This window comes from Elioraea sp. Yellowstone (assembly GCF_006704265.1).
Lineage (GTDB): Bacteria > Pseudomonadota > Alphaproteobacteria > Acetobacterales > Acetobacteraceae > Elioraea.
This window is the reverse complement of sequence record NZ_VIKA01000068.1, coordinates 1-17,323: the sequence shown is the minus strand read 5'-3', so window position 1 is coordinate 17,323 and position 17,323 is coordinate 1. Positions and strand designations below refer to the sequence as shown.

Here is a 17,323-nt window from a genome sequence, read left to right as displayed (position 1 = left end):
GCCAAGTGCCCGGCCTCAATCCGCCCGCATTCGATCCGGACGGCGCCCACCCGCGGCTGGCCGAGGCCGGCTGGCGCGTGCTCTGCCCCGCGGGCAGCGTGGCGGCGGATGCCGATGCAGCCGCGTACGACCGGCACCGGCTGAAGCTCGGCCTGCCCGACGGCTCGCGCGATCTCGAGAGCGGCCGCACCGTGCTGCTCGAGGCCGGGTTCGACGAGCTGCACGGCGTCTCCTGGACCAAGGGCTGCTACATGGGCCAGGAGCTGACCGCGCGCACCAGGTACCGCGGGCTCGTGAAGCGGCGGCTGGTGCCGGTGACGGTGGACGGTGTCTTGCCGGAGCCCGGCACGCCGGTGCTGCTGGACGGCGCCGAGGTCGGGACGATCCGTTCCGGGCGCGGCGAACGGGCGATGGCGCTGCTCCGCATCGAGGCGATCCGGGCGGGCCGTCCGCTCGCCTGCGGCGCGGCGGTGCTGCATCCCGACCCGCCCCCCTGGATGGTGCTGCCGCGGGCCGACGCGGCGTGACCGACGATCCGCCCCCCGTCGCGGTGCATCCGCCGGTGCTCTACGGCGGGGCGTTCCTGCTCGGGGTCGTGCTGGAGCGGCTCGCGCCGCTCGGGACGGAGATCGCCTGGCCGGAGGGGCTGCGCCACGGCGCGGCCTCGATCCTGCTGGTGTCGGGGCTCTCACTCGCGGGCTGGGCGGCGTGGCTGTTCCACCGCGCCGGCACCGGCATCCCGACCTGGCGCGCGGCGCGCCGGCTGGTCACCCACGGCCCTTACGCGATCAGCCGCAACCCGATGTATCTCGGCGTGACCGCGGCCTATGCGGGGCTGAGCCTCGCCTTTGCCAACGCGTGGGCACTGCTCCTGCTCGTGCCGGTGCTCGCGGTGATGGACCGGCTGGTGATCACGCGCGAGGAGCCGTATCTCGAGGCGCGCTTCGGCCGGCCCTATCGCGACTACCGCGCGCGGGTGCGGCGCTGGCTGTAGCCGCGTTGCGGCCGCGCCCGTCCGGATGCCATGTCGGGTCTCGACCGGCAGGGGCGGCGTGATGCGCGCGTCAGGCCGTGCGATCCACCCCGCCCGCGCCCAGCGCCGCCTGCGCCGCGGCGAGCCGCGCCACCGGCACGCGATAGGGGGAGCAGGAGACGTAGTCGAGCCCGACCTGCTGGCAGAACGCGATCGAGGCGGGATCGCCGCCATGCTCGCCGCAGATGCCGAGCTTCAGGTCGGGCTTGGTCCGGCGCCCCTTCTCGGCGGCGATCCGCACCATCTCGCCCACCCCCTCGATGTCGAGGCTGACGAAGGGATCCTTCGGCATGATCCCCTTCTCGACATAGAGCGGCAGGAACTTGCCGGCATCGTCGCGCGAGAGGCCGAACACGGTCTGGGTCAGGTCGTTGGTGCCGAAGCTGAAGAAATCGGCCACCTCGGCGATGCGGTCCGCCGTCAGGGCGGCGCGCGGCAGCTCGATCATCGTGCCGACGAGGTACGCGACGCTCGCCCCCTTCTCCGCGAACACGGCCTTCGCCGTCTCCTCCACCATCGCGCGCGCCAGCTCGAGCTCGCGCCGGAGCCCGACCAGCGGGATCATGATCTCGGGGATCGGCGCCGAGCCCGTCTCGGCCGCCACCTCGAGGGCGGCCTCGAAGATCGCGCGCGCCTGCATCTCGTAGATCTCGGGATAGGAGATGCCGAGCCGGCAGCCGCGATGGCCGAGCATCGGGTTCGCCTCGGAGAGGTCGGCGACGCGCCGCTTCATCGCCTCGATATCGGTGCCGATCGCCTCGGCCACCTCGGCGAGTTCCTGCTCGCCGTGCGGCAGGAACTCGTGCAGCGGCGGATCGAGCAGACGGATCGTCACCGGCAGCCCGGCCATGATGCGGAACAGCGCGACGAAGTCCTTGCGCTGGTGCGGCAGCAGCCTGGCGATCGCGCGCCGCCGCCCCGCCTCGTCGCCGGCCATGATCATCTCGCGCACGGCGAGGATGCGCTCGGGGTCGAAGAACATGTGCTCGGTGCGGCAGAGGCCGATGCCCTCCGCGCCGAAGCGGCGCGCGGTCTCGGCATCCGCCGGCGTCTCGGCGTTGGTGCGCACCTTCAGCCGGCGCACCTGGTCGGCCCACGCCATCAGGGTGGCGAAGTCGCCCGAGAGCTGCGGCTCGATCATCGCCACCGCGCCGACGAAGACCTCGCCCGTGGAGCCGTCGAGCGTGACGGTCTCGCCCGCGCGGATCACGTGCGGGCCCGCGGCGAGGGTCTGCGCGGCGTAGTCCACCACGATGCCGCCGGCGCCGGCCACGCAGGGCCGTCCCATGCCGCGCGCCACCACCGCCGCGTGGCTGGTCATGCCGCCGCGCGTGGTGAGGATCCCCTTGGCGGCGTGCATGCCGTGGATGTCCTCGGGGCTGGTCTCGATCCGCACCAGGATCACGCTCTCGCCCTTCTGCGCGCGCGCCTCGGCCTCGTCGGCCGAGAACACGGCGATGCCCGAGGCCGCTCCCGGCGAGGCGGGCAGCCCCTTGCCGAGCAGGGTGCGCCTCGCCTTCGGATCGAGCATCGGATGCAGGAGCTGGTCGAGCCCCGCGGGGTTGACGCGCTGGATCGCCTCCTCGCGCGTGATCAGCCCCTCGTTCGCCATGTCCACGGCGATCTTCAGGCCGGCCGCCGCAGTGCGCTTTCCGTTGCGCGTCTGCAGCATGTAGAGGGTCTTCTTCTGCACGGTGAACTCGATGTCCTGCATGTCGCGGTAGTGCCGCTCCAGCAGTTCGCAGACGCGCCGGAGTTCCGCATAGACCTCCGGCATCGCCTCCTCCATCGGCGTCTCGCCGGGCTTCGCGGCGGCCTTCGAGAGAGGCTGCGGGGTGCGGATGCCGGCGACCACGTCCTCGCCTTGGGCGTTCACCAGATACTCGCCGTAGAGCAGGTTCTCGCCGGTCGAGGGATTGCGGGTGAAGCAGACGCCGGTGGCGCAGTCCTCGCCCATGTTGCCGAACACCATGGCCTGCACGTTCACCGCCGTCCCCCAGTCGGAGGGGATGTCGTGCAGGCGGCGATAGGTGATCGCGCGCTGGTTCATCCAGGAGCCGAACACGGCGCCGATCGCCGCCCAGAGCTGGTCCATCGGATCCTGCGGGAAGGGCCGGCCCGTCGCCTCCTCCACCATCGCCGTGTAGCCGGCGACCACGCGCTGCCAGTCCTCGGCGGTGAGCGCGGTGTCCTCGGTGACGAGCTTCTCGTGCTTCACCTCCTCGATGATCTCCTCGAAGCGGTGATGATCCACCCCCAGGACGACGCCGCCGAACATCTGGATGAAGCGGCGGTAGGAATCCCAGGCGAAGCGCGCATCGCCGCTCATGCGCGCGAGCCCCTCGACGGTGGCGTCGTTCAGGCCGAGATTGAGCACCGTGTCCATCATCCCGGGCATCGAGACGCGCGCGCCCGAGCGCACCGAGACCAGGAGCGGCGCCTGCGGATCGCCGAACCTGAGCCCGACCGCCTGCTCGACGGCCGCGAGCGCCTCCTTCACCTGCCGCTCGAGCCCGTCCGGATAGCGGCGGTCGTTGGCGTAGAAGGCGGTGCAGACCTCGGTGGTGATGGTGAAGCCGGGGGGGACGGGCAGGCCGATCGCGGCCATCTCGGCGAGATTGGCGCCCTTGCCGCCGAGCAGGTTGCGCAGCTCGGCGCGGCCCTCGTTGCGGCCGGCGCCGAAGGCATAGACCCACTTCGTTTCGGCAACGGTAGCCATGACATTCACCCTTCGAGCTTGGAAAAGTCGGCGACCCGGTCCATGGCGCGGCGCACCCGGGCCAACAGGAACAGACGGTTCTCGCGCAGCGCCGGTTCCGGCGCGTTGACGGTGACGTGGTCGAAGAAGGCGTCGAGGGGGGCGCGGAGGCTCGCGAGGTCGGTCATCGCGGCGACGAAGTCCTCCTGGCCGAGATGGGCGGCGATCGCGGGTTCCGCCGCGTCGAGCGCCGCCGCGAGCGCCCGCTCCTCGGGCTCGCGGTAGCGGGCGGGATCAGGCGTGGCGTCGTAGGCGCGCCCGTCCTTCTTCTCCTCGATGCGCAGGATGTTGGCCGCGCGGGCGTAGGCGGTGCGCAGGTTCGCGCCGTCCTCGGTGCCGAGCAGCGCCTCGATCGCCGCCGCACGCGCGAGCACGCGCATCAGGTCGCCATCGGCCCCGCGCGCGAGCACGGCGGCGACGATGTCGTGCCGCTTGCCCTCGGCGCGGAGCTGGACGCGCAGGCGTTCGGCGAGGAAGTCGAGAAGATCCTCGACAACCTCCACCATCCGGGTAGCCGAACCGACGCCACGCTCACGATGAATAGATGCGGATGCGCCGAAGAGTGATGCGAGATCGATCCTGATGCTGTTGTCCCGCACGATGCGGATGATCCCGAGCGTGGCGCGGCGCAGCGCGAAGGGATCGCCGGACCCGGTCGGCTTCTCGCCGATCGCGAAGAAGCCCGCGAGCGTATCGATCCGGTCGGCGAGCGCCAGCGCCACCGAAACGGGCTCGGCCGGCACGTCGTCGTCGGCGCCGCGCGGCGCGTAGTGGTCGCGGATCGCATTCGCCACCGCTCCGTCCTCGCCGTGCGCGAGCGCGTAGTAGCGGCCCATCACGCCCTGCAGTTCGGGGAACTCGCCGACCATGCCCGTGACGAGATCGGCCTTGCAGAGCAGGGCTGCGCGCTCGGCGAGCCTGCGGTCGGCGCCGACCAGGGGCGCGATCTCGCCGGCGAGCCGCACCAGGCGATCGACCCGGTCGCGCTGCGAGCCGAGCCGCGCGTGGAACGTCACCTCGGCGAGCTTCGGCAGATGGGCCTCGAGCGGCCGCTTGCGATCCTGGTCCCAGAAGAAGCGCGCATCCGCAAGCCGCGCGCGCAGCACGCGCTCGTTGCCGGCGACGATCGCCGCCCCGCCATCCGCCGGCACCACGTTGGCGAAGACGATGAAGCGCGCGGCCGCCGTTCCGTCCGGATTGCGCAACGACAGGTAGCGCTGGTTCACCCGCATCGAGGTGCGCAGCACCTCGGGCGGCAGGTCCATGAAGGCGTCGTCGATCCGGCCGATCAGGCCGACCGGCCACTCCGTCAGCCCGGCGATCTCGGCGACCAGCCCCGCGTCCTCGACCACGCTCAGCCCCTCGGCCTCGGCCAGCCGCGTGGCGTCGCGGCGGATCAGCGCGACCCGCTCCTCGGCATCGAGGATGACGTGGCGCGCGGCGATCTCGGCGCGGTAGTCGGCGAAGGAGGCGACCGCGAAGGCGCCCGGGGCCATGAAGCGGTGCCCCTCGGTCTCGTTGCCCGCGGCAAGCCCGTGGCCGTCGTCGTCGCCCTCGCGCAGCGCGAACGGCACGATGCGCCCGTCGAGGATGCACAGGATGCGCCTGAGCGGCCGCACCCAGGCGAAGGAACTCGTCCCGCCCCAGCGCATCGACTTGGGCCAGGGAAAGCGGCGCAGCACGAGGGGCAGCTCGCGCGCGATGATGGTCGCGGCATCGACCGCCGGAACGACCCGGTCGAGCACCAGGTAGCCGCCCTCCTCGCGCACGGCATCCCGGCTCGCCCCGTGCTTCCTCAGGAACCCGGCGAGCGCGGCCTCGGGCGCGCCGGCGCGGGGGCCGCGCTCGGTGCTGCGGGTCTCCGGCGTGCCGGCGGCGACCTGGGCCACCAGCGCCAGCCGGCGCGGGCCGTGGAAGACGCGCACATCCTGCGGCGAGAGCGGGGCCAGCGCGGCGGCGACGAGCCGGCCGAGGTCCTCCGCCGCGCGCTCCTGCATCCGCGCGGGGATTTCCTCGGAGAGGAGTTCGAGCAGCAGTTCCGGCATCAGAACGCCCGCTTCGCGTCGGTGCGGGCGCGATCGTCGCCCTTGAACGGCGGCGGCTCGCCGCGCTCCCGCGCCGGCGCATGGGCAAGGCAGTGGTCGAGGCTCGAGCCCGCCGGATGGCGGCCCGTGCCGAAGACCCGATAGGCCTCGCGCGCCAGCAGCGCCTGGGCCGGCGTCACCGGCTCGATCGCCGGCCGGACGGCGGCCAGGATCCCGTCGCGATCCTGCGCGCGGTCTTCCTCGTGCGGCATCACCGGCGGGAGGGCGCAGGTGTCGACGATCACGTCGGCAGCCCGCCCGGACGGCGGAGCCCGTCGTGACCGGCGCTGGTCGTGCCGGGCTTGAGGCGGCCGGGGATGTCGGACGTCATCAGCGCCTCGCTGCGCGCGGCCCGCATATCCCGCCCGGCGGCGGGCCGCGCGCGCAGGCTCGCAGCCACCGCCCCGGTCAGGCCCTCGCCCTTCGGCGCGGCGCGCTCGGCGGCCAGCCGGCAGGCCGCGCCGGACCGGATGGTGAGCTGCCGCCCCATGTCGATGGTAGAGCATCATGCCTGGCTGGCGGGAACGAGCCGGTCCGTCTCGGCCGCAATCCAGGCCTCGCAGCACGCCTTCGCCAGCGCGCGCACCCGACCGATATAGGCCGCGCGCTCGGCGACGCTGATCACGCCCCGCGCATCGAGCAGGTTGAACCGGTGCGAGGCCTTGATGCACTGGTCGTAGGCCGGCAGCGCCAGCCCCTTGGCCAGCAGGGAGGCGCACTCGGCTTCCGCATCGGCGAAGTGGCGGAACAGGAGCGCCGTGTCGGCGTGCTCGAAATTGTGCGCGCTGAACTCGCGCTCGGCGCGCAGGAACACGTCGCCGTAGCTGAGAGGCGCAGGGCTGTCGGGGTCGTTGAACGGCAGGTCGAAGACGTTCTCGACGCCCAGGATGTACATCGCCAGCCGCTCCAGCCCGAGCGTGAGTTCGGCGGACGGCTTCTCGCAGGCGATGCCGCCGACCTGCTGGAAATAGGTGAACTGGGTGATCTCCATCCCGTCGCACCAGACCTCCCAGCCGAGGCCCCAGGCGCCGAGCGTGGGGCTCTCCCAGTCGTCCTCGACGAAGCGGAAGTCGTGCAGCCGCGGATCGAGGCCGAGATCGCGGTAGCAGGCGAGCAGCATCCCCTGCGGATCGGCGGGCGAGGGCTTCAGGATCACCTGGTACTGGTAGTAGTGCTGCAGCCGGTTCGGGTTCTCGCCATAGCGCCCGTCCGAGGGCCGGCGGCAGGGCTGCACATAGGCCGCGTTCCAGGGCCTGGGCCCGAGGGCGCGCAGCGTCGTCGCCGGGTGGAACGTGCCGGCCCCCATCTCCATGTCGTAGGGTTGCAGGACCACGCAGCCCTGCGCCGCCCAGAAGGCGTTCAGGCGCAGGATCACCTCCTGGAAGCTGCGCGGGGGCGGGCGGACATCCATCGTGGCGGGCGTCTTCGGCTCTTGCGGCGCAAGGGCCGGCACCTTATCCGCCCCCCCTGACAGCGGCAACACGGCCGAGGTGCAACCCCATGAGCGATCCCCGCGCGCGGGCCGAGGCGACGGTCCGCGCCTACTACGACGCCTTCAACCGCGGCGACCGCGAGGGCTTCCTCGCGCTGCTGACCGAGGACGTCGCGCACGACATCAACCAGGGCGGGCGCGAGACCGGGCGGGAGGCGTTCCGGGCGTTCCTCGCGCGGATGAACCGCTGCTACGCCGAGCGGATCGAGGATCTCGTCGTGCTGACCGAGCCCACCGGCACGCGCGCGGCCGCCGAGTTCACGGTCCACGGCCGCTATCTCGCCACCGATCCCGGCCTGCCGGAAGCGCGCGGCCAGCGCTACGTCCTGCCGGGCGGCGCCTTCTTCGAGCTGCGCGACGGGCGGATCGCGCGCATCAGCAACCACTACAACCTGCAGGACTGGCTGCGGCAGGTCGGCGGCTGAGCCGCCTCACCCCGGCTTCGGCGCCCCCTCCGGCGGAGGCTCCCCGGCGGGCGGCTCCCCCTCCTCGGCCACCGCGGCCGCGACCGCGGGGATCGGGCAGTCGGGCCGGCCGCAGCCCTCATGCGCGCTCACCGGCAGATAGGCGCGGCAGACCGGGCATTCGGCCATCTCCTCCGCCTCGGCCTCGGCCTCGGGGGGGGCGGCATCGTTCGCGGGCTCGGGCGGGGGCACGGCCGCCGTGCTCGTGCCCTGCTGGGTCACCATGCGGTAGAGGTACCAGACCCCGGCCAGCACCAGACCGAGCAGCACCAAGCGGATCACGACGCGCCACCTTCCAACGGAACCGTGCGGCTTCTAGACCAGATCGGGCGCCCCGGGAACGTCAGAGGCCAAAGCGCGCCCATGCCGCCCGCTCCTCGGCCGCGGCGATCAGCCCCTCGGGCGTGGGCAGCAGCCGGCTCCACCAGGGCCGGCGCACGCGGCCGAACACCGCGAAGCGCACCCGCTCGCCGTGGCGCGCGCGCATGGTGGCGCGCAACTCGCCGAACCCGTCGGCGAGGCCGAGCGCCACCGCCCGCTCGCCCGCCCAGATCTCGCCCGAGAACAGCTCGGACTCCTCCGCCCTGAGCCGCTGCCCGCGCCGGTCGCGCACCCAGGCCTTGAAGCGGCCGTGCAGCGCCTCCTGGATCGCGCGCAGCCGCGCCACATCGTCCTCGCGCGCGGGGCGGAAGGGATCGAGCAGCGACTTCTTCTCGCCCGCGGTGTAGAGCCGACGCTCGACGCCGATCCGCTCCATCAGCCCGGCGAAGCCGAAGCCCGCCGAGATCACGCCGATCGAGCCCAGGAGCGAGGTCTCGAGGCAGAGGATCTCGTCGGCCGCGCAGGCGAGCCAGTACCCGCCCGAGGCGGCGACATCCTCGACGAAGGCGGTGACCGGCACCTTCCTCTCCTCGGCGTGCTGGCGGATGCGCGCGGCGATCAGCGCCGACTGGGCGGCCGACCCGCCGGGCGAGTTGACGACGAGCGCCACGCCCGCGAGGCGGCGCAGCCTGAAGGCGCGGCTGATCGTCGGGCCGAGCGTCTCGACCGAGAGCGGCTGGCGGCCGAGCATCGCGGCGCGCGGCGCGATCACGCCGGCGAGCGGCAGCACCGCCACCACCGGCGGCAGGGAGAACGCGCGGGCGAGGAAATCGGCCATGGCGCGGCAGAGATGCATGCGCAGGCCCGCCCCGCAAGCGGCGCGCTTGTCCGGACACGGGCTCGTGGCCGAGCCTCCGGCCATGGCACGGGACGGCCTCTCCGACGACGACATCCGCCGACTGTTGACGGCGACCAGGCGCATCGCGCTGGTGGGCGCTTCCGCCAGGCCGGAACGGCCCTCGCACGGCGTGATGCGCACCCTGCTCGCGCACGGCTATGCGGTGGTGCCGGTGAACCCCAACCTCGCCGGGCAGGAACTGATGGGCCAGCGCGTGGTCGCGCGGCTCGCCGGGATCGAGGGTCCGGTCGATCTGGTGGACATCTTCCGCCGCTCCTCCGAGGCCGGGCGGGCGGTGGACGAGGCGATCGCGATCGGCGCGAAGGCGGTGTGGCTGCAGCTCGGCGTGATCGATGCCGCGGCGTGCGACCGGGCCCGCGCGGCGGGGCTCATGGCCGTGATGGATCGCTGCCCGGCGATCGAGCTCCGCCGGCTCGGGATCCGAGCGGCGGTGGACGCGGCGGGGCGGCAGGCCTAGCGTCGGCGACCATGACGCCGGCGCGCCCCGCCTCGCCCAGCGCCCCTGCCCCGCGGCGGGATGCGGCCGTGATCGCGCTGATCGCGGCGGCACATTTCCTGTCGCATTTCTACATCCTCTGCATCCCGCCGCTGTTTCCGATGATGCGCGCGGAACTCGGGCTCTCCTACGCCGCCCTGGGAGCGGTGATGACGGCGCTCTCGGCGGTCACGGCGTTCGGCCAGACGCCGATCGGGGTGTGGGTGGACCGGACGGGGGCCGCCCCCTGGCTGATCGGCGGCACGGCGCTGATGGCGCTCGGCACGGCCGGGCTCGGGGTGGCGCCGGGCTGGGTGGCGCTCCTGGCGGCGGCGATCGTCTCGGGCCTGGGCAACGCGACGATCCATCCCTGCGACTACGCGATCCTCGCGGGCTCGATCGACCAGCGGCGCATGGGCCGCGCCTTCAGCCTGCACACGGCGGCGGGCTATGCCGGCTTCGCGGCCGCACCGCCCTTGATGATCGCGCTCGAGGCCTGGCTCGGCTGGCGCGGGGCGCTGGTGGCGGTGGGGGGCGCGGGGCTGCCGTGCACGGTCGCGATCGCGGCCCATGCCGGCATCCTGCGCAGCGAGACGCGGCGCCGGCACGAGGCGCCGCCGGCGCGGCGGGTGCTCGGGTCGCGGCCGATCCTGCTGCTGTTCGCCTTCATGACGCTGCTGGCGATGGGGGCGTCGGGGGTGCAGACCTTCATGGTGGCGGCGCTGCCGCTGATCCATGGCGTGGCGGTGGCGGCGGCTGCGGCGGCGTTGACGGCGTGGCTGGTGGCGAGCACGGCGGGCACGCTGGCGGGCGGGTGGATCGCGGATCGCAGCCGCAACCTGGTCGCGGTGGTGGCGGTGATGATGCTGTCCTGTGCCGCGCTGGTGGTGCTGCTGGGCGTCATGCCGATGGGCGAGACGCTGGTGGTGGTGGCGGCGGCGGCGGCAGGGTTCTGCCTGGGCGTGGTGATGCCCTCGCGCGATCTGCTGGTGAGGCAGGCGGCGCCTGCGGGCACGACCGGGCAGGTGTTCGGGTTCGTCTCGGCGGGGCTGCCGCTGGGAGGCGCGCTGGCGCCGGCGCCGATGGGATGGCTGATGGATCTCGGTGCGCCTGCGGCGGTGTTCCTGGCCTCGGCGGCGCTGCTCGCGGGGGCGGTGCTGACGGCGGGTTCGGCGCGCGCGGCCTCGGCCGAGCCGGTGGCGGCCGAGTAGGAGGCGACCGGTCCACCACCACGGTGGCGGCCTGCCGCCCGCCCCGCCTGCGCCGGGGTCGAGCGCCGCCCTGTCCCGAGATCGAGGGGGTCAGCCTGGATCCGACGCCGAAGCGCGCGCACCCCGGAGCCCCAGGCGCGCGGCCTTCGCCATCACGCCCGGCAAGCCGGCCGACAGGATCTCCTCCCGCCCCACCACCTCGCCCTCCGTCGGCAGCACCGCCACCCGCCCGGCCAGCACGCGCAGGTCCAGGGCGAAATGCGTGAAGACATGCCGCACCGCCCCCGCGGCCACCCAGGCCGCAGGCGCCGGCGCATGACGTGCCGCCTCCGCCTCGCCCCACGCCTCCCCGCGCCACGGCGTGCCCGGCAACTCCAGCATTCCCCCGAGCAATCCCCGCGCCGGCCGACGCCGCAGCAGGACCCGCCCCGCCTCGTCCTCCAGCCAGAACGCCACTCCGAACCGCTGCGGCCGTTCCGCCTTCGCCGACTTTCGCGGCAACGCCTCCGCCAGACCGGCCGCCAGACCGGCACACCTCCCCCGCCACGGACAGAGGGCACACGCCGGCCGGCGCGGCGTGCACACGATCGCCCCGAGATCGAACAGCGCCTGCGCGAAATCGCCCGGACGCGCCCGCGCCGGCGCCTGCGCCCCCACCTCGCGCGCGAGCGCCGCGAGCCGCCCCTTCGCCCCCGGCAAGGGCGCCGCCACCGCGAAGACGCGCGCCATCACCCGCTCGACATTGCCGTCCACCGGTACCGCCGGACGCCCGAATGCGATCGCCGCCACCGCCGCCGCCGTGTACGCGCCGACCCCCGGCAACGCGGCCAGCCCCGCCTCGTCCCGCGGAAACCCGCCGCGCTCGGCCACCACCCGCGCCGTCGCGTGGAGATTGCGCGCCCGCGCGTAGTAGCCGAGCCCCGCCCATTCCCGCGCCACCTCCTCCCACGGCGCGGCCGCCAGGGCCTCCACCGTCGGGAAGCGTGCGAGGAACCGGGCGAAGCGCGGCCTCACCGCCGCCACCGTCGTCTGCTGCAGCATCACCTCCGAGAGCCATACCGCGTACGGGTCGGGCGTCTCGTCCCCCCGCGCGCGCCAGGGCAGGTCGCGCCTGTGCCGGTCGTACCAGGCGAGCAGGAGGGCAGCATCGGGCGCAGGCGCGTGGGCGGGCATGGAGGTCTCGGAGCGGCAGCCCGGTCAGGATGATGGTCCGTGCGCAGGCGCCGCCAAGGGGATGCCGATCAAGCGCGGGAAGGGCCGGCCGCCGTCGCGCCCGGCGGTGCGGCTCCCGGCGATCCGGGCCGCAGGCGATCCGCGTCGAAGCGCGGCAGCCGGGGCGCGATCGCGTCCCGCTCGCAGGGGCGTCGCCGGCGGCCGCGCGCGGCGATCGCCGCGATCAACGGCCGCTGCGCGTCGGGCGGCGCGTCGGAAGACGCATGAAGTCCGGGACGGTGCCGCCGAAACCGACCACCTTGTCCTCGGCGCCTCTCTCATGATCGGACGCGCCGATCCGTGGCTCGGTGCGCCCCTGTGCGCGAGGCTCCTTGCCGGCGGGCTCCGCCGGACGCCTTTCCCTCGGTCTCCGTCCCGGCCGCTCCGACGCGTCGGCAGGTCGCGCGGGCGATCGCCTGCGCCGCCGGTCGGTCCGTTCGCGCCGCTCCAGCACGTCCAGGCTGACCGGGTCGAGCCCCTCGACCTGGATGCGCGGGATCGGTCTGCCGATCAGCTTCTCGATCGCGGCGAGCGCCTCGTCATCCTCGACCGTGGCCAGGGTGAACGCGCGCCCGGAAAGCCCGGCGCGGCCGGTGCGGCCGATCCGGTGCACATAGTCCTCGGCGTGCATGGGCACGTCGAAGTTGAAGACATGCGACAGCCCGCCGATGTCGATGCCGCGCGCGGCCACGTCCGAGCAGACGAGGATCTTGATCTCCTCGGCCTTGAACCGCTCCAGGGTCTCGGTGCGTTTCGGCTGCGGCATGTCGCCGTGCAGCATCCCCGCATTGAAGCCGTGGCGGAGCAGGCTGCGATGCAGCACGCCGACATCCCGCTTGCGGTTGCAGAACACGAGCGCGTTCTTCACGTCCTCGCTGCGCAGGAGCCGACGCAGCGCCTCGCGCTTGTCGTGCTCGCGCACCACCACGAGATGCTGCGCGACGGTCGGGGCGACCGAGGCCGGCGGGGCCACCGTGATCTGGCGGGGATTGTGCAGGAAGGCGTCCGCGAGCCGCTTGATCTCGGGCGGCATGGTGGCGCTGAAGAACAGCGTCTGGCGCATCCGCGGCAGCAGCGAGACGATCCGCTCGACGTCGGGAATGAACCCCATGTCGAGCATCCGGTCGGCCTCGTCGATCACCAGCACGCGCACGTCGGTGAGCAGCAGGCCGCCACGCTCGAACAGGTCGATCAGCCGGCCGGGCGTCGCGATCAGCACGTCCACGCCCCTGTTCAGCCGGGCGATCTGATCCGCCATGCTCTCCCCGCCGATGATCAGCGCGTAGTCGAAGCGGAGATATTTCGCATACTTGACGAAGTTGTCGGCCACCTGGGCGGCGAGTTCGCGCGTCGGCTCCAGGATCAGCGCGCGCGGCATGCGTGCCCGGGCCCGGCCCGACTGCATGATGTCGAGCATCGGCAGGGTGAAGGATGCCGTCTTGCCCGTGCCGGTCTGGGCGCAGCCGAGGACATCGCGCCCCATCAGGACGACCGGGATCGCCTGTTCCTGGATCGGCGTCGGATGCAGGTAGCCCGCATCGGCCACCGCGCGCAGCACCGGTTCGGACAGGCCGAGATCGGCGAAGGTCGTTCGCGGCGGACCGGCATCCGCCGACGCGGCGGCGATCGCAGGCAAGGTCGAGGCGGCATCCGGCGCGCGGTCGCCGCCGGAGAGGGAGGTGGGGTCGTTCACGGATCGTCCGCTAAGGCGTGGCCCGGCGCGGCATGCGCCCCTCACGCTGCGCCGCACTAGGCGAGCACGCGGCTGGCGTCAAGGAAAACCGAGCGCCCTCGGCGGCCGGACCGGGCATGGCTTGGCGCATCGCCGACGGCGACGCAGCATGCCGCGCATGTCGGACGATCCGCTTCCCCTTCTCCTGCTGCCGGGGCTGCTGTGCGATGCCGCGCTCTGGGCTCACCAGCTGCGTCATCTGGGCGCCGGGCGCACCGTGGAGGTGGCCGATCTGCGCCATGACGACACCTTCCCGGCCATGGCGGCGCGCGTGCTCGCCGCCGCACCCGCGCGCTTCGCCCTCGCGGCCCACTCGATGGGCGGCTACCTTGCCTTCGAGCTCATGCGCCAGGCGCCGGAGCGGATCGCCCGCCTCGCCCTCCTCGGCACCGGCGCGCGTCCCGACACCGAGGAGCAGCGCCTGCGGCGGCGCCTGCTCGTCGACCTGGCGCGGCGCGGCCGGTTCAGGGGCGTCACGCCGCGACTGCTGCCGCTCTTCGTCCACCCCGATCGGGTGGAGGAAAAGGCGCTTGCCGCCACGGTGATGACGATGGCGGAACGGCTCGGCGCGGCGACGTTCCTGCGCCAGCAGCACGCCATCATGCAGCGTCCCGACAGCCGCGGGCTGCTGCCGGCGATCGCCGCGCCGACGCTCGTCGTCTGCGGGCGCGAGGATGCCGCAACGCCGCTCGCCCTCAGCGAGGAGATCGCCGCCGGAATCCCCGGCGCCCGGCTCGCCGTGATCGAGGAGTGCGGGCATCTCGCGCCGCTCGAGCGTCCGCAGGCGGTGACCGTGCTGCTCCGGCTCTGGCTCGAGGGCGCCTTGCCCTGACGGGGACTCCGGACCGCCGAAGGACCGGCCTCATGCGCCCGTGCGTCGCCCCATGCGCGACCGCGACGAACACCCGCGCGGCACGCCGTGCGCGTTCCGCGGAACGTCCCGCATCGCCCGATGCGCCGGCCGGTCCGGCCGCTCGCCCCCTGCCGACCGGGCGGTGCGGCGGCGCGACGGCGTCAGGCGCCCCGATCGGCGCGCTGACGCTTGCTCAGGACCGTGCCGAGGATCGCGCCCGCGATGGCCGCGGTGAAGATGCCCGCCGGCGCGCTGGCGACGGCGGTCACGGTCCAGACGAGGCCGGCCACGAAGACCAGCAGCAGGACGGCAAGCGCCGCCACCACCGCCGGCACGCCGGCCGATGCGGCGAGCATGACCGCGGCCGACGCGACGAGAGGAGCGACCAGCATCACCAGCCAGAGCGACATGGCACCAACTCCTGGCGCAGGGCGGCTGCCCGTTTCCGGTGTGCCGAGTCTGCCGGTCCGCGGTTAACGCAGTGCGAAAGCCGCAGTAGGCTCCGCCGCGCGGTGACGGAGGATGCGCGGGAGGAGACGCGATGGTGGCGACGATCGTCTCGCCTCGGATCATGCGGATCGGCGGCGGCGCAGTCGCCCAGGTGGCGGAGGTGCTGGGCACGCTCGGGTTGAAACACCCGCTGGTGGTCACCGACCCGTTCATGGTGTCCTCCGGCCTCGCGCGGCGGGTGCTCGATGCGCTCGCTGCGGCCGGGATCGCGGCCCCCGTGTTCAGCGACACCGTGTCCGACCCGACCGATACGGTGGTCGAGGCCGGAGTGGCCGCGCTCGCGCAGGCGGGCGCGGTCGACTGCCTGATCGGCTTCGGCGGCGGCTCGCCGATCGACACGGCGAAGGCGATCGCGATCCTCGCCGCAGGCGGCGGCAGGATGAGGGACTGGAAGGTTCCCCGCACGGCCGATCTCGCCGCGCTGCCCGTGGTCGCGATCCCCACCACCGCCGGCACCGGCAGCGAGGCGACGCGCTTCACGGTCATCACGGACACGGAACGCGACGAGAAGATGCTGATCGCCGGCCTCGCCGCCCTGCCGCTGGCCGCGATCGTCGACTACGAGCTCACCTATTCCGTGCCGCCCCGCACCACCGCCGATACCGGCATCGACAGTCTCACCCACGCGCTCGAAGCCTATGTGTCGAAGCGCGCCAACCCCTACTCGGACACGCTGGCGCGGCGGGCGATGGCGCTGATCGCGCGCAACCTGCGCACCGCCTATGCCGAGCCGCACAACGCCACCGCGCGCGAGGCGATGATGCTCGGCGCCACGCTCGCCGGGCTCGCCTTCTCGAACAGCTCGGTCGCGCTGGTGCACGGCATGAGCCGTCCGATCGGCGCGCATTTCCACGTCGCGCACGGGCTGTCCAACGCGATGCTGCTGCCGGCGGTCACCGCCTTCTCGCTGCCCGCCGCGCTGCCGCGCTACGCCGAGGCCGCACGCGCCATGGGGATCGCGCACGAGGACGAGGGCGACCAGGCGGCGGCTGCCCGGCTGGTCGAGGAGCTGCGTGCGCTCAACCGCGACCTCGCCGTGCCGACGCCGCGGAGCTACGGGCTCGACGCGGACCGGTGGCGCGCGCTCATGCCCACCATGGCCGAGCAGGCGCTCGCCTCCGGCAGCCCGGCGAACAACCCGCGCGTGCCGACCAAGGAGGAGATCATGGCACTCTACGAGCAGGTCTGGGCCGGCTGAGGCGGCCGGTGGCGGCGTCTGCGGCGCGCTCAGCCGCGCCCGGCGGGCCGGCCCGCGCGCCAGCCCGCCGTCCAGGCCGCGACCGCACCGGCCGGGAGCGGCCGGCCCACCATCCAGCCCTGGGCGAGATCGGCGCCGCTCTCGCGCGCCACCACCCAGGCCTGCGGCGTCTCGATCCCCTCGGCCACCACCACCAGGCCGAGGCCGTGCGCCATCCGCACCACGGAGGCGAGCGCGCCGCGCACGGTGCGATCCAGGGCGGCCGCCACCACCAGCGACCGGTCCAGCTTCATCTCGCTGAACGGCAGCGAGACCAGCCCGGTCTGGGCCGCCGAGAGGGTGAAGTCGTCGATCGAGACGCCGAACCGGTGCCCGCGCAGCCTCAGCGCGGCGTCGCGCACGGCAACGAGGTCGTGGGCGATCTGGCTCTCGGTGAGCTCGATCGTGAGCGCCTCGGGCGGCAGCCCGCCCGCGGCCACCGCCTCGGCGAGCTCGTCGGCGATCGCCGGATCGAGCAGCACGTCGAGCGGCAGGTTCAGCGCCATGGTGTAGCGGTGGCCGGCGCGGTGCAGCGCGGCCATGTCGGCGACCGCGCGACGCACCATCCGCCGCGCCAGATCGGCGGCGAGCCCGGACGCCTCGGCGAGCGGAATGAACTGCCCCGCCCCCAGCGTGCCGTAGCGCGCATGCTCCCAGCGCGCGAGGGTCTCGAGCGCGATCGGCGCGCCGTCGGAGAGCCGCACCTGCGGCTGGTAGCGGTTGACGATCGCGCCCCCGGCGATCGCGCGGGCGAGCTCCGCCGGGGTGAGCGCCGGCTCCTCCGCGCGCAGGACCGCGGCAAGCCCCGCCAGGGTGACGCGCAGGTCGCGCAGCGCGTCGACCGAATCGAGGGAGCAGGCGGGCAGGCCGAGCCGCCGCGCCGCGGCGGCGATGCGTTCGGCCCGTTGCGCCTCGCCCACCACGACCGTCGGCGCGGCGAGGTCAGGCTCGGCGAGCAGACGCAGGCAGCGGCCGAGCCCGTGCCCGAGCGCGGCCGCCTCGGCCAGCATGAAGGGCGGCGG

The 17,323-nt window shown here is 73.8% G+C and carries 18 protein-coding genes; 7 read left to right on the top strand and 11 right to left on the bottom strand.

Annotated elements, in window-relative coordinates:
• Together FK498_RS11015 and FK498_RS11010 are read left to right on the top strand one after the other, a co-directional pair.
• Window positions 1–527: folate-binding protein YgfZ (locus tag FK498_RS11015; protein WP_370510897.1), on the top strand; the 527-nt coding region annotated here is incomplete at its 5' end.
• Window positions 524–994, top strand: a complete 471-nt coding sequence (locus tag FK498_RS11010) for an isoprenylcysteine carboxylmethyltransferase family protein (protein WP_202614821.1) — start codon at window positions 524–526, stop codon at window positions 992–994. The genes FK498_RS11015 and FK498_RS11010, both read left to right, overlap by 4 nt.
• 70 nt (window positions 995–1,064) lie before the next feature.
• Here the strand turns inward: FK498_RS11010 and ppdK are convergent, their stop codons facing one another.
• From ppdK to FK498_RS10985, 5 genes are read right to left on the bottom strand one after another with little or no spacing between them, the layout of a single operon-like run.
• Window positions 1,065–3,752 (bottom strand): pyruvate, phosphate dikinase, encoded by a 2,688-nt coding sequence (ppdK, locus tag FK498_RS11005; protein WP_141854477.1) that lies wholly within the window; start codon window positions 3,750–3,752, stop codon window positions 1,065–1,067.
• Between the two features lie 5 nt (window positions 3,753–3,757).
• The gene (gene glyS, locus FK498_RS11000) at window positions 3,758–5,836 is read right to left on the bottom strand and encodes a glycine--tRNA ligase subunit beta (RefSeq protein ID WP_141854475.1); all 2,079 of its coding nucleotides are present in this window, start codon (window positions 5,834–5,836) and stop codon (window positions 3,758–3,760) included.
• Window positions 5,836–6,120, bottom strand: coding sequence for a type II toxin-antitoxin system VapC family toxin (locus tag FK498_RS10995; protein ID WP_141854473.1), 285 nt, complete (start codon window positions 6,118–6,120; stop codon window positions 5,836–5,838). The genes glyS and FK498_RS10995 overlap by 1 nt, the downstream gene beginning before the upstream one ends.
• Window positions 6,117–6,365: a hypothetical protein gene (locus tag FK498_RS10990; protein ID WP_141854471.1), complete on the bottom strand. Its 249-nt coding sequence runs from the start codon at window positions 6,363–6,365 to the stop codon at window positions 6,117–6,119. The genes FK498_RS10995 and FK498_RS10990 overlap by 4 nt, the downstream gene beginning before the upstream one ends.
• Window positions 6,366–6,380: 15 nt before the next feature.
• A complete protein-coding gene (locus tag FK498_RS10985) occupies window positions 6,381–7,286 on the bottom strand; it encodes a glycine--tRNA ligase subunit alpha (RefSeq protein WP_141854469.1) in 906 nt (301 codons plus the stop codon).
• Between the two features lie 89 nt (window positions 7,287–7,375).
• Between FK498_RS10985 and FK498_RS10980 the strand changes: the two genes are divergently transcribed.
• The gene (locus FK498_RS10980) at window positions 7,376–7,792 is read left to right on the top strand and encodes a ketosteroid isomerase-related protein (RefSeq protein WP_141854467.1); all 417 of its coding nucleotides are present in this window, start codon (window positions 7,376–7,378) and stop codon (window positions 7,790–7,792) included.
• Between the two features lie 6 nt (window positions 7,793–7,798).
• Here the strand turns inward: FK498_RS10980 and FK498_RS10975 are convergent, their stop codons facing one another.
• Both FK498_RS10975 and FK498_RS10970 read right to left on the bottom strand, forming a co-directional pair.
• The gene (locus tag FK498_RS10975; RefSeq protein WP_141854465.1) at window positions 7,799–8,113 is read right to left on the bottom strand and encodes a hypothetical protein; all 315 of its coding nucleotides are present in this window, start codon (window positions 8,111–8,113) and stop codon (window positions 7,799–7,801) included.
• A 61-nt stretch (window positions 8,114–8,174) separates the two neighbouring features.
• Window positions 8,175–9,008 carry a S49 family peptidase gene (locus FK498_RS10970; protein ID WP_237560914.1) on the bottom strand — a complete coding sequence of 278 codons (834 nt, stop codon included), beginning with the start codon at window positions 9,006–9,008 and terminating at the stop codon, window positions 8,175–8,177.
• Window positions 9,009–9,072: 64 nt separating this feature from the next.
• Here FK498_RS10970 and FK498_RS10965 point away from each other — a divergent pair, with 64 nt between their 5' ends.
• Together FK498_RS10965 and FK498_RS10960 are read left to right on the top strand one after the other, a co-directional pair.
• Complete coding sequence (locus FK498_RS10965; protein ID WP_141854463.1) at window positions 9,073–9,528, top strand: CoA-binding protein; 456 nt, start codon at window positions 9,073–9,075, stop codon at window positions 9,526–9,528.
• 68 nt (window positions 9,529–9,596) lie between these two features.
• Window positions 9,597–10,757: an MFS transporter gene (locus FK498_RS10960; protein WP_161988385.1), complete on the top strand. Its 1,161-nt coding sequence runs from the start codon at window positions 9,597–9,599 to the stop codon at window positions 10,755–10,757.
• A gap of 90 nt (window positions 10,758–10,847) precedes the next feature.
• On the opposite strand, the gene FK498_RS10955 is transcribed toward FK498_RS10960, so the two are convergent.
• Window positions 10,848–11,930 (bottom strand): A/G-specific adenine glycosylase, encoded by a 1,083-nt coding sequence (locus tag FK498_RS10955; RefSeq protein WP_141854459.1) that lies wholly within the window; start codon window positions 11,928–11,930, stop codon window positions 10,848–10,850.
• Window positions 11,931–12,153: 223 nt separating this feature from the next.
• Window positions 12,154–13,662: a DEAD/DEAH box helicase gene (locus FK498_RS10950; RefSeq protein WP_141854457.1), complete on the bottom strand. Its 1,509-nt coding sequence runs from the start codon at window positions 13,660–13,662 to the stop codon at window positions 12,154–12,156.
• Between the two features lie 157 nt (window positions 13,663–13,819).
• On the opposite strand from FK498_RS10950, the gene FK498_RS10945 reads away from it, so the two are divergent.
• Window positions 13,820–14,533, top strand: coding sequence for an alpha/beta fold hydrolase (locus tag FK498_RS10945; RefSeq protein ID WP_141854455.1), 714 nt, complete (start codon window positions 13,820–13,822; stop codon window positions 14,531–14,533).
• A 182-nt stretch (window positions 14,534–14,715) separates the two neighbouring features.
• Here the strand turns inward: FK498_RS10945 and FK498_RS10940 are convergent, their stop codons facing one another.
• Complete coding sequence (locus FK498_RS10940; RefSeq protein WP_141854453.1) at window positions 14,716–14,964, bottom strand: hypothetical protein; 249 nt, start codon at window positions 14,962–14,964, stop codon at window positions 14,716–14,718.
• 131 nt (window positions 14,965–15,095) lie between these two features.
• Here FK498_RS10940 and FK498_RS10935 point away from each other — a divergent pair, with 131 nt between their 5' ends.
• Window positions 15,096–16,262, top strand: a complete 1,167-nt coding sequence (locus FK498_RS10935; RefSeq protein ID WP_141854451.1) for an iron-containing alcohol dehydrogenase — start codon at window positions 15,096–15,098, stop codon at window positions 16,260–16,262.
• A gap of 29 nt (window positions 16,263–16,291) precedes the next feature.
• Here FK498_RS10935 and FK498_RS10930 read toward each other — a convergent pair.
• The coding region (locus tag FK498_RS10930; protein WP_141854449.1) for an EAL domain-containing protein at window positions 16,292–17,323 on the bottom strand (1,032 nt) is incomplete at its 5' end.

Coding starts and splice junctions, on each gene's coding strand:
- FK498_RS10985 (WP_141854469.1), bottom strand. CDS start 7,286: ATGGATGTCCGCCCGCCCCCGCGCAGCTTCCAGGAGGTGATCCTGCGC.
- FK498_RS10945 (WP_141854455.1), top strand. CDS start 13,820: ATGTCGGACGATCCGCTTCCCCTTCTCCTGCTGCCGGGGCTGCTGTGC.
- FK498_RS10990 (WP_141854471.1), bottom strand. CDS start 6,365: ATGGGGCGGCAGCTCACCATCCGGTCCGGCGCGGCCTGCCGGCTGGCC.
- FK498_RS10940 (WP_141854453.1), bottom strand. CDS start 14,964: ATGTCGCTCTGGCTGGTGATGCTGGTCGCTCCTCTCGTCGCGTCGGCC.
- FK498_RS10935 (WP_141854451.1), top strand. CDS start 15,096: ATGGTGGCGACGATCGTCTCGCCTCGGATCATGCGGATCGGCGGCGGC.
- ppdK (WP_141854477.1), bottom strand. CDS start 3,752: ATGGCTACCGTTGCCGAAACGAAGTGGGTCTATGCCTTCGGCGCCGGC.
- FK498_RS10980 (WP_141854467.1), top strand. CDS start 7,376: ATGAGCGATCCCCGCGCGCGGGCCGAGGCGACGGTCCGCGCCTACTAC.
- glyS (WP_141854475.1), bottom strand. CDS start 5,836: ATGCCGGAACTGCTGCTCGAACTCCTCTCCGAGGAAATCCCCGCGCGG.
- FK498_RS10965 (WP_141854463.1), top strand. CDS start 9,073: ATGGCACGGGACGGCCTCTCCGACGACGACATCCGCCGACTGTTGACG.
- FK498_RS10970 (WP_237560914.1), bottom strand. CDS start 9,008: ATGCATCTCTGCCGCGCCATGGCCGATTTCCTCGCCCGCGCGTTCTCC.
- FK498_RS10955 (WP_141854459.1), bottom strand. CDS start 11,930: ATGCCCGCCCACGCGCCTGCGCCCGATGCTGCCCTCCTGCTCGCCTGG.